This is a genomic window from Candidatus Kryptoniota bacterium (assembly GCA_036567965.1).
Classification (GTDB): domain Bacteria; phylum Bacteroidota; class Ignavibacteria; order Kryptoniales; family JAKASW01; genus JAKASW01.
On the sequence record DATCTN010000030.1, the window covers coordinates 285,014 to 295,844 of the forward strand.

The following is a 10,831-nucleotide window of genomic DNA, read 5'->3' on the forward strand; positions in this document are numbered from 1 at the left end:
ACTCCATTGGATGGGGAATGAGGTGCGAGGGTAGTACAGGCACACAGGTACAGAGGCAACAAAGGCGAAAAGCAAATTATGGCAAGTACTCTTTATCAATTAAGTTTACTCAAAAGAGCACTTAGCATTCGTTCAAGCTCTCGACTCTTTTCATGAATCACGTCGAACTCGCATTGACCCAGATAATTCAGGTTCGACGCAATCTGGAGCTGAGTTTGTATTTCAAACGTAGAGCCCATTGCAATCCTGAGAAACCGAACATAGTCGCCGGTGGATCTGCGCCCGTAACCTTCTGCAATATTGCTCGGTACCGAAACAGAACAGCGTCGCATTTGAGAGATAAGACCAAACTGTTCATCTTTTGGAAAACATTTCGTCATTTTATAAATGTCGGTAACGAATGAAATCGATTTCTGCCAGACAATCAGATCCCTATAGGTCTTAATAGATTTCCTCTCCGTTTCAACTTTCATTTGCAAACGCCTCCTTCTTCATCCGCTTTGTCCCTTTGTTACCTTTGTGCCTCCGTCCCTTAGTAACTTCTTTGCCTTTTCTCCCCATCCTACTCCGGAACCACGAAACACTTTCTGCATCTCGCTTCATAAATATCCTTCGCACCCACCAACACGCGTTCGCCCTGCTGAGTTTTGCGCTGCGTCCTGTCGGCGGGGTTGCCACATATGACGCAGATGGCGAGAGTTTTTGTGATATACTCGGCGACAGAGAGAAGTTGGGGAATCGGTTCGAAAGGCTTGCCGCGGAAGTCCTGGTCAAGCCCCGCGACGATTACTCTTTTTCCCGCGGATGCAAGAGATTCGCACACCTGAACGAGCTCCATCCCGAAAAACTGCCCTTCATCGATTCCGATCACTTGCGCGTCTTTCGCGAGGAAAGGGACATCTAGTGCCGAATCGACGACAATCGATTTCAGCCGGTCATCGCTGTGGGATACAATATGGTCGTCACTGTAGCGCTTATCGATTCGGGGTTTGAATATCGCCACATTCTGTCTTGCGATTTCGGCGCGCCTCAGTCGGCGTATCAGCTCCTCAGTCTTTCCGCTGAACATGCATCCACAGATCACCTCGATCCAGCCGGTGTCCCGCGGAGCATAGTGTATGCTAATCTCCTCGCCCAACTTGGTCTTCTCCCGTATTGAAAAGCGTGTTAGATGTGAATGCATCAGGCAAGAGAGTCGACAATTTCGTTTTTCTTATCTCGCCCTTCTTGTTCGTCATCAAGACTTCAACGTCCCCTGCCAGTTCGAACAAAACCTGTCGGCATGCTCCGCATGGAGTGCAGAAATCCTTCGCGTCCGAGACGATGGCAATTCTGGTGAATTTAGATTCGCCGGCGTTGATAGCATTCCACACCGCGATCCGTTCGGCGCACATGGATAAGCCGTAACTACTCGATTCGATATTGAAAGCAGGGTAGATTGTTCCGCCCTCCGCCTCGATTGCCGCCCCGACCCGAAAATGTGAGAACTTTGCCTCCGAGTTTTCCTTCGCTTCGTTTGCAATCGCGATAAGCTCGGATACAGGCGTACTGGATTTTTTCGGCATGCAAAAAAATATACCAGCGCCCCCGTAGAAAATCAAGGATTTCAGCCCTTGAGTAGTCGGCTATTTTTACGCTACTGAAATGTCCCATCGTTGAGTATTCTACGGCGTTCAAAAAAAACACAAATGTCATTCCCTTATGTTAAAAGTCCAGTAGGTGGCCGCCTCCTCCTCTGTCATTCCCGCGAACGCGGGAATCCACCGTTCAGTTTGCGAGAATCCTGTGAAGTCGAGAGGTGCCTCCATCTTGAGAAATGGATTCCCGCTAGAAACATGCGGGAATGACAGTGAGAGAATTTGTCAATGTCACTTCACTTTGAAAGTAGCCCACTGCTAGCCCTTGAGTTTGTGTACCGCTGCGGTCCTAATTCTGTGAGCTCCGCTCTTTGCTCTTCAGCTGTCACTCTAGCCAGGACGAGTTCCGTTGTGCAACGAATGAGCTGTCGCGCTCCGATGGAGTTCAACTGCGAAACAACCAAGAGCCTACTTCTCGTCATACCGGGTGAATGAGTTCGCGCGAGTAATTCGCACGGATGAACGAGTGGAGGAATCTTTTGCATGACTCTACAAAAGTATCATTGAGGAGTACTCTGGAAGATTTCTCGTCGTCACTTACCCATTGCTTGTCCGACTCATCGAAATGACAGGGGGTGTTTTGCAGTGTCATTCCGACCGAACGAATCTGTCCGAGTAATCGGACGGATGAGTGAGTGGAGGAATCTTTTACAGGACTCTAGGAAAGCATCATTGAGGAGTATTTGAGAAGATTCCCCGTCGTCACAAGGTCGATGCTCGCACGACTCCTCGGAATGACAGATTGATTGTTTTCCCTCGTTCCGCCGCTTCACGAGTGAACGTAACAGCGACAGGGTTCCACCTCAAAGCAGAGGAACCTGGAAAAATCAATGCATTCGAACTTCGGTACCCGCGCCGGCTCCCACATATCTGTACACCGTCGGCCAGTTCAACCCTCTTCCAAAATCAGAAGAAAAATAGATCGAATGATTGATTACCGCCAGATCAATTATATCCCCGCGCAACGAGAAGAGCTTCCTTGGTTCTGTTGAATGCAATCCGCTGATCGAAGGTATTGTCCAGATGTCAGTTGTGTCTTCGACCTCTTCACTTACATAAAACGTATCTTCGTCTGCACAAATGTGCGACACCGGAAAGTTCAAGTGCTGGACGGATTCCCGCCGGCTCCTCAAATTGTACGTGACGATGGAGGACTGGCCGTTCAGTGAATCGACCACAAGCACTAACTCATCGTCGATGCTGCTGTTGAACGCGCCGCATGATAGTCGGAACGGAAGAAATGAGACAGTATCGGTTATTGACACTCGCCGGCCTTCGATCTCAATCGCATAAAGACTACCGTTCCTGACGAATGCGCCCCTGTCTCCGTCGATGCTGATCATCGGACTTGTGCCTTCGAACTCGGTCAATTTTCCCTGAGAATTGAATCCGCAGAATGTCTTGCCGTCATCGATTGTCCCGAATCCCGAAACCTTACCAAACCTGTCTGCTGCATATGAAAAACAATCACCATACTTCGGATCTCTGGATCCATCTGATGGTGAAAATGTCCTTCCATCCGAATCATATGTAATTGCAGTTATGGAGGTTCTCCCAGCGGCCGGAGAAAACGAAGGCCTTTCACGCAACTTAGCATCCATCGCCGGCACAATCGGAGGTGCAGCAGACATTTGAACGGAGTGGTCGCCGAAATACAAAGTGAGCGCTACGGCCGCTATCAATCCCCCTGTGATCGCTCCACGCACTGTCCACGACTCTCGCGGAACAAGCCTCGACTGAAATACCAGATACACCAGATAAAGGACGACCAGCAAGATGAATCTCTCGTAGCTGGTGATTGTGGAATAAAGGTGCAGGTAATCTTCGAAGAATGTGAACAGGGGAACGCAGATGGCGGCATAGGTCGCGATAAATGAAACTGCGGTTTTTCGTTTGCCCTCATCGAGCGCGGTCTGCGCGAGACAAACAACCGCCGGTGCGAGGAGCACCATTTGTACTGACGATCCGGTCGGTGAAAGGAAAATTATCGGGAATGACGCCGCGATCAATGCTTCACGAAGACTGTTTCTCTCGATTCCTTTATAGAAAAAGTAAGCGGACGGGACTGCAACGAACGCCTTGAAAAATGATGTCGAGAAGATGAATGCTGGAGTTGAGCTGATGAATGGACCCGGGTTGAGCGTCTCGTTAAAAAGAAACAGCCGGCGGAAAAATGACCATGCGGTTTGATGGAATGATGAGTATGGATTGAAAACTCTTCCATTTATGTTAAAAGGCAATACGTGCTGGAGGTAATAAATGGAAGTATCCTGTCCCACTATTACGAAAATAATTCCCGATGATATGAGTGCTGCAACGACAAAGTAAACGAATACTCTCCACCTCGCGACGAGCAGGAACATTAATGCTGGAATGAACGCGAGCGTCTCGGAGGGAAAAATCAGACCTAGTATAATTCCGGTGACCGCCTCCGCTTTCATATCGAAAGCGAAGAACGCGAGGAGCAGCAGGAATGTCAGAATGAGGAACGGTTCACCGTCGCGGAAATTAAGTGCGAGGGCGAACGATGAGCTGAAGAATACAATATACGCTGTCCTGAAAGACGATTTCGCTACGCTCGCTGCGATGTGGACGAGCGGCACGAACAGCAGGGCGCCGAGTGCGGTGAGAAGGAATTTCGCGACCGGCGGCGACGATAAAGCCATAAGAGCGTAGACCGGTATCCACGCCGGTGTCGATGACGTGAACGAGTACATTCCGCCCGAGAGTCCGCTCCTCGCGACCATGATCTGAAAGTCCGGAAACCGGTACAATTGCGTCGGGTCGATGCCGGCAAGAAAACTTTTTCCTGCTACGTAATATGCGATGAAGTTGCCTTCAACTCGGAAGAACCCGGGAAGGACACCATATAAAACTATGAAGAGGACAGAGACTAAAATGTAAATCCGCGCGAGAAGTCGCATCAATCAGGATTTCTTAACAAGATTGAAAACCGTAATCTCAGGGGGACAATTAACGCGCACCGGCAGGCCGACTGTCCCGATGCCGCGGCTGACATACATCGTCGAATCGCCCATCTTGTATCTCCCTGATATGTATTTGGAGGCGAGCGCCGCAGGTGTAATTTTGATTCCCAGCGCGTCGAATAGAACTATCTGTCCGCCATGAGTGTGACCGCTCAGCATTACGTCGAACTTGCCCGCTACCGCGTTCTCGAAGAAGTACGGCTTATGACAGAGAAGTATCCTTGTAGTCTCGAGTGATGTTGCCTCGTAGGATACTTTCGCGAAATTGGCGTGACGACCGTCGTCTACTCCGGAAAGCATGACCTTCGCGCCGATCAGCTCAAGCTCTTCCGTCTGGTTCCTCAATACCACCATCCCTGTCTCACGCACTTTGTCCGTGATGACATCCGGATCTCCGAAGAAGTCGTGGTTTCCGAGGCAGGTGTATATTCCATTTTTCGATTTCAAGCCCTTGAACGCTTTCACGAAAGGATAGATCTCATCCGTCCTGCTCGTCACGAAATCCCCCGGGATGAAGATGATGTCGGGGTTGAGGTCGTTTAGCGCTTCCGTGTACTTCAGCATGTCGTCTTCGACCATGTACAGTCCGGCATGAATATCGCTTATCATTGCGATCTTCAAGTCCTGGAGTTGAGCCGGAAGGTTCTTGATCGGGAGTGCGACATTCTCGATCGTGAATTCCTCGCGAGTGTAAATGCTGTGAAGAGATCCGACGATAGTGTACGCGCCGAGTCCGATAGCGGTGTTCTTGATAAAAATTCTTCTCGATTGGGAAGGGAGATCGCCTTGCGGTTTGCGCGCCAATTTATCGACGAGCGTTCTCGTCAGGCGGACTGCTGACCTGATCGGAAGCGCGATAAGCCAGGCGAGGAGTACCGCCACACTGAATGTCTCATATGCGTAGAACGGCATCATCACGTACGTCCTCGCGAATCCGGAAATGAACCACTGCGGCTCGTAATAAATGAAAACCGATGGAATATTTATAATCAGAAATATCAAGGGGAGAATGAAGATCGTAAATCCTCGCTTCACGCCAAGACCGGTGAGATATTTCGCGGCAAACCGGTAAACGATGAGTTGTGAGCCCAGCATCAACGCGGTCAGGAGGATCCTGAAGAAATGGAATGGTACGTATGGCATATTTCTAGATGTAGCTCATTTGTATTCCTGGTGTCAATTTAATATTCGTGGAGGTTTTATGGTAGGGAGAATATTGAAGCGACGCATGGCCCAACAAAGATCGGTTCCTCGAATTGTCGCCACGTACTAATTGTAAGCACTCGATTACGAATCCCTCTTCCTTTGTCATTCCGAACGGATGAAAGAAGTGAGGAATCTTCTGTTGCTCTTCGCAAAAGGATCATTGAGGAGTACTCAAGAAGATTCCTCGTCGTCCCCAGGTCAATGCTAGCAAGACTCCTCGGAATGACATATTGACTGGTTTTGCCCTTGTGGCGCCGCTCTGCGGTGCCACACAAATGCTACAGCTGCCAGGAGCTGCGATCCCATCGGGTTCCGCCGCGCCTGAGTGGAAGCACGATATAAAGCTTTCTGTTGTGCGACAGTTGAACTGTCGCACTGGGGTCGGAGTTCGACTCCCGACGCTCCGCAGTCGTCATGAGAAAACTTAGATACATCGAAACAGACAGGACTCCCCGGTTGTGGAAAGTGGAAGTATCAAATGACAGATAGCTTCTCTGTTCCAAGTAGACTGCCGCATTTATCAATTCGAGATTTCTCATGCCGATAGGGGAGCATCGGCATTCAGAATGACAACATGGAGGGAATTCACCTCGTTACGTGTCTGTTGTCCAACAGATGACCTGCGCACATGGTGCAGTTCCGGAGTTCAGCTCCGGAACAACCGAGGCGACAAGGAGCGAGTATAGTGTCACGGTTCTAGTCTGGAGTCAAGACTCTCGCTTGACAAAAAATCGCTGTAAAAGCACACGTGGAGAAGAGAGAGAATCTCGCGTCCCAACGGGACACTATCGAAGGTCCAAAGGACTCCTTCGGAGCGGGACATTTTCGCAAGGGGATCATAAAGACTCGTGTGGAATCGCCGGGTTTAACATCTTTCCTAGCGCCGTCAGGCGCGTCCTGTCTACAGACAGAGACAAAGAGCCAATTGAAGCTCCGTTAGGAGCGACCTGTCGAATGTTTTGCGCTACCTTTCTCATTCATTATATTTGAATTCATAAATGACAATCGAGCCCGCCAAATCGATCGGCCTCAAACCAGACTCGCACAGGGAACAATCATGAGCGACGGATCAAAGATCAAAACATTCTTCAGCGGATTTCACAGGTCATTCTGGGTCGCAAACATTCTTGAGCTCTTCGAACGGCTCGCTTATTACGCCCAGGCCGCCGTCCTCAGCATATTCCTGAGGGATTACCTGAAGTTCAGCGAGGTCGACGCAGGTACACTCGCGTCGATATTCGGCGGGTTCATATTCCTCCTGCCGATATTCGCCGGTACATTTGCAGACAAATTCGGGTTCAGGAAATCTTTCTCGTTCGCATTCTTCGTAATGGCGATCGGATATTACCTCATCGGCTCTGTCGGTTCCCCGCGACTGACATTCGTGACCAATGCATTCCCGCTGTTCTGGGTTCTGATCGTAGTATTAATATTCACCGCGATCGGTGAATCATTCATAAAACCTTCCGTACTCGGTACGACTGCTCTCGCGACGACGCCGGAAACCAAATCGCTCGGCTACGCGATCTACTACACGCTTGTCAACATAGGGGGCGCGACAGGCCCGGTGATCGCTTACTTCTTCAGGCGGAGCATCGGCATACAATCCGTGTACACAGTCTCCGCAGTGACATGCGCGTTGATGTTCGTCGGGACATTGATATTCTACCGCAATCCACCGGCCGCGCAGGAGATTCACCAGCCGTCTCTTCTCCAAAAGATTGGAGATCTTGGGAGAGTAGTCACGCACGGACGATTCATGGTTTTTCTACTCATCATTTCATTGTACTGGATAATGTTCTGGCAGGTGTTTGTAATCGTGCCGTTTTACATTACAGATTTCGTTTCCAAGAACGCGCCGTTCGAAGTCATCGAGTCGGTCGACGCCTGGGCGATTTTCATAATGCAAGTTGTGGTCAACCGGCTGACGAAGAAGATGCCTCCGGTGACGGCGATTGTCGCGGGATTCGGGATATCCACTTTAACATGGGTCGTGATTGCAATTCATCCGACTGTGTGGACGATAATTGCCGCGATGGTCGTCTGGTCGTTTGGAGAGATGACGATGGCGCCCCGGTACTACGAATACATAGCCGATCACGCACCGAAAGGGCAGGAGGCACTTTTCCAGGGATTCGCATTTCTTCCAATCGCGATTGCGTGGTTTGTCGGGGGAATTTTCGGCGGATGGCTCTACACCAAGATGACTGCCGATCTTCTTGTTCGCACCGGAGGCACGATTCAGGTAATTGGCCAACCGACGATGATGTGGCTCGTGTTAACGGGGATCGGGATAGTTGCGACCATCATCATGCTCGCGTATAACTGGTACATATCAAGGAAAGAGAAGCCCTCTCAGGCGTAGGAAAGAGCATCGCGAGCACGGACCGGAACGTTAACGCGGCGAGCGTTCTGGAGATTATGAAGGCGGAAGCATTGGCTCAGAGGGGGGCTTGGGGTTTGGGAATGCTTGACTTAGCATCATGGACAGGTTAGATTTGCAGCACTCAGGGTGGGTCAGCCAGAGGCTGATGCGCGTAAGGCGCACGTGGGAACAATCAGGGAACGGGAAGAATACGATATCAAAGCTATAACAGTCCGGCCCTATTGAGGTTGGTAAAAGCAATGCCGAGTCCTCAGGCTTTGGAAGACAAAAACCAAATAAACTAAACGGTTCGTTAACCAAACCGAATAAGCATGATTAACGAATACGTTAGCCAAGTAGTTATGTGCCATTTGCACGAGCGGAGTTAAAAACGTGAAACCTTCCAACATCATTGAGTGGTTCAGCACCCGGCCTGCCACCATGGCTGCTTGGTTCGCTGGATTCATCGCTCTTCTTGCACTGCTTGTCAATTCCTACATTGTGTGGCAGAATTCGAAAGCAATTGACACTACGCGTGATGCCGTTATGCTCTCGATGGAGCCGTCGATTGAGGTACGATTCCGTTCTGATAGCGCCTTCATCTCCAGCACAACCTCCGTCCCCGTCAGAGACATCCAGTTACTGTCGATCACGTATTTGATACGACCCGAACCATTCAAGGTAATCACTCGCATTGCCACTAGCGGATACTACCGCCTCGCCGATGAGCTTGCGCCCAAGAGCACGATTGGCATCTCATTCGCACAGCTCGTCAATGTTCAAGAAGATATCTATGACCCGAAGGCATGTAATACGAACGTAATTCGGGTTGCCGTGATCACATTTAGACGTCAAGTGGATTTCAAGAAATTTGCATCGATCGAGGTATTTTACGCGTTCAACATCCATGGTGAGCCGGTGCTGTCGTCCCTGTTTGCGGGAAGAGGCAGCGCTATTACAGGTCCACCTTCTCCTATTCTCCAAATAATCACCGAAGTGGACAGAACCGAACGCGCTTTCTTGAAGATGCATGACTTTCAATGAGGACAGCCTGAAAGGGCCGTTGAACAATCAATCGTTTGGAATAGTCTGACCACACGTGCAAACGGCACATAACAAACGGCAAACCGGCGCTCGCACGCTGGATAGACTAAGGAAGTTCAAGTTTGGCTAAATGTAGAGTGCTCGCTCCATTGCTCGCCGCCAGAGCAATTGAGAGTCAGTTCGATACTGGCGGCTCGCAACGACGGTTTGCCTAAACGTTATGCGCAAGCGGGCGCACATAATTCTGAAGGCTACCAATGAACAATAGTCAGACAGTTTTCTTGAGCTTGGTGACAATCTTGCTCGTCTCTGGGATTTCCGGATGTAGTATGCGATATGACAAAGAGAAATGGTTGTCAAAGGAAGATGTGGATCAGTACCCTTACAGAAATGGAATGCTTGATGACCTGCTTTCCAACCATAAACTCATTGGCCTGTCTAGTTCCCAGTTGGTGAGTCTGCTTGGCCCCAGTGATAGCAACATCGTCAGCAAGCCTGACGAGGTATTTTACACGATTGTGGTTGATTATGATCTTATCGACCCATCTCATGTCAAGAATCTTGTTTTTACAATCACCCAGGATACAGTAAGGAACTTTCGGGTAGACGAATGGAAGAAAGGGCAACTCGAGCAATGATCCCATTCGCTAATCCCGGAGTCATTATGAATTTGATTCCACAAATTACATGCGCCCGCCAGCGCATAACAGCGACAATCATGACGCTCGATTTGCGCCAGCCTGTCCGCCGTTCTTGTGGCGGAAGGCGCATCAGCCTATGGCTGAATTATATATCATCGTACTCGCCCGCCTTCCGCAAGCACGCTTGCGCGCGACGGACAGGCTTCATGCGGCGCATATTATATGAAGAAGGAGCGCGCCACGACTTTGTCCGGCGTCACGTTAGCTGGCATGCCGCCAGATGTTTAACAAAGGAGGGCCTATCATGAAATGGTTATTGTCAATCACGGTTCTCGCTTTGCTGGTGATGTCATGTTCTGATTCGGGCACTTCACCAGAACCTAGAAATTTCAATTTGAAGTTCAGCTATGGAGTCAACGCAAGGAATGTGCTGAATACCTTCGAGAACACTTACACCAAGGATCTGGTCATGGATGGCACAACCACGGCCCCCTTCGTTCTTTCCGATAGTGAACTACAGTTAATCAGTGCCAAGATGTCGGAAATCGGTTTCTTTAGTTATCCGGACACTTTCGTTGTGCCCACGGAAGATACTGTGGGATACGTTACTCCAAATGCGACGTACATTTTCGACGTTAAGGATAATTCAACGGTTAAACATCTGTACTGGTCAGATGCCATAATAAGTCAGGACAGCGCGGCGGTGAAGTTGAGGGAGCTGATTCAGTTGATTGAAAACATCGTGGAGTCCAATCCAAAGTATTCGCAGCTACCACCAGCAAGAGGTGGTTATCTATGAGCGGCACGCCAGCTAACAGGACCCATATTGAAAGTGGAAAGTGAAGCAGAAGTGAGTTAGATGATATACAGGAAAACCTCCTCGTCGCAAATTAGATTAGGGAACGATGTTCCCCTAATAATTAACGGGCTCAAGGCCCAGTACTGCACTAT

At 49.7% G+C, this 10,831-nt stretch carries 10 protein-coding genes; 4 read left to right on the forward strand and 6 right to left on the reverse strand.

Annotation, left to right across the window (positions count from 1 at the left end; all coding sequences use genetic code 11):
• Positions 1-95: 95 nt before the first annotated feature.
• The 6 genes from VIS48_14920 to VIS48_14945 all read right to left on the reverse strand — a co-directional run bounded on the left by VIS48_14920 (position 96) and on the right by VIS48_14945 (position 6,369).
• Entirely contained in the window at positions 96-473 is a 378-nt protein-coding gene (locus VIS48_14920) for a four helix bundle protein (protein HEY9167444.1), read from the reverse strand.
• An 89-nt stretch (positions 474-562) separates the two neighbouring features.
• On the reverse strand, positions 563-1,120 hold the full coding sequence (locus VIS48_14925; protein HEY9167445.1) for a thymidine kinase: 558 nt from the start codon (positions 1,118-1,120) through the stop codon (positions 563-565).
• 1 nt (position 1,121) lies between these two features.
• Complete coding sequence (gene cdd / locus VIS48_14930; protein HEY9167446.1) at positions 1,122-1,565, reverse strand: cytidine deaminase; 444 nt, start codon at positions 1,563-1,565, stop codon at positions 1,122-1,124.
• Between the two features lie 899 nt (positions 1,566-2,464).
• A complete protein-coding gene (locus tag VIS48_14935; GenBank protein ID HEY9167447.1) occupies positions 2,465-4,561 on the reverse strand; it encodes a glycosyltransferase 87 family protein in 2,097 nt (698 codons plus the stop codon).
• A gap of 3 nt (positions 4,562-4,564) precedes the next feature.
• A complete protein-coding gene (locus VIS48_14940) occupies positions 4,565-5,767 on the reverse strand; it encodes a metallophosphoesterase (GenBank protein ID HEY9167448.1) in 1,203 nt (400 codons plus the stop codon).
• Between the two features lie 341 nt (positions 5,768-6,108).
• Complete coding sequence (locus VIS48_14945) at positions 6,109-6,369, reverse strand: hypothetical protein (GenBank protein HEY9167449.1); 261 nt, start codon at positions 6,367-6,369, stop codon at positions 6,109-6,111.
• 518 nt (positions 6,370-6,887) lie between these two features.
• On the opposite strand from VIS48_14945, the gene VIS48_14950 reads away from it, so the two are divergent.
• The 4 genes from VIS48_14950 to VIS48_14965 all read left to right on the forward strand — a co-directional run bounded on the left by VIS48_14950 (position 6,888) and on the right by VIS48_14965 (position 10,679).
• Positions 6,888-8,195 carry an MFS transporter gene (locus tag VIS48_14950; GenBank protein ID HEY9167450.1) on the forward strand — a complete coding sequence of 436 codons (1,308 nt, stop codon included), beginning with the start codon at positions 6,888-6,890 and terminating at the stop codon, positions 8,193-8,195.
• 393 nt (positions 8,196-8,588) lie between these two features.
• Positions 8,589-9,239, forward strand: coding sequence for a hypothetical protein (locus VIS48_14955; protein ID HEY9167451.1), 651 nt, complete (start codon positions 8,589-8,591; stop codon positions 9,237-9,239).
• 329 nt (positions 9,240-9,568) lie between these two features.
• Entirely contained in the window at positions 9,569-9,877 is a 309-nt protein-coding gene (locus tag VIS48_14960; protein ID HEY9167452.1) for a hypothetical protein, read from the forward strand.
• A gap of 307 nt (positions 9,878-10,184) precedes the next feature.
• A complete protein-coding gene (locus VIS48_14965; protein HEY9167453.1) occupies positions 10,185-10,679 on the forward strand; it encodes a hypothetical protein in 495 nt (164 codons plus the stop codon).
• Positions 10,680-10,831: the final 152 nt, after the last annotated feature.

Excerpts from the sequence above, each read along its gene's own strand:
- VIS48_14920 (HEY9167444.1), bottom strand. The coding sequence starts at position 473 with ATGAAAGTTGAAACGGAGAGGAAATCTATTAAGACCTATAGGGATCTG.
- cdd (HEY9167446.1), bottom strand. The coding sequence starts at position 1,565 with ATGCCGAAAAAATCCAGTACGCCTGTATCCGAGCTTATCGCGATTGCA.
- VIS48_14935 (HEY9167447.1), bottom strand. The coding sequence starts at position 4,561 with ATGCGACTTCTCGCGCGGATTTACATTTTAGTCTCTGTCCTCTTCATA.
- VIS48_14940 (HEY9167448.1), bottom strand. The coding sequence starts at position 5,767 with ATGCCATACGTACCATTCCATTTCTTCAGGATCCTCCTGACCGCGTTG.
- VIS48_14945 (HEY9167449.1), bottom strand. The coding sequence starts at position 6,369 with ATGAGAAATCTCGAATTGATAAATGCGGCAGTCTACTTGGAACAGAGA.
- VIS48_14950 (HEY9167450.1), top strand. The coding sequence starts at position 6,888 with ATGAGCGACGGATCAAAGATCAAAACATTCTTCAGCGGATTTCACAGG.
- VIS48_14960 (HEY9167452.1), top strand. The coding sequence starts at position 9,569 with ATGCGATATGACAAAGAGAAATGGTTGTCAAAGGAAGATGTGGATCAG.
- VIS48_14965 (HEY9167453.1), top strand. The coding sequence starts at position 10,185 with ATGAAATGGTTATTGTCAATCACGGTTCTCGCTTTGCTGGTGATGTCA.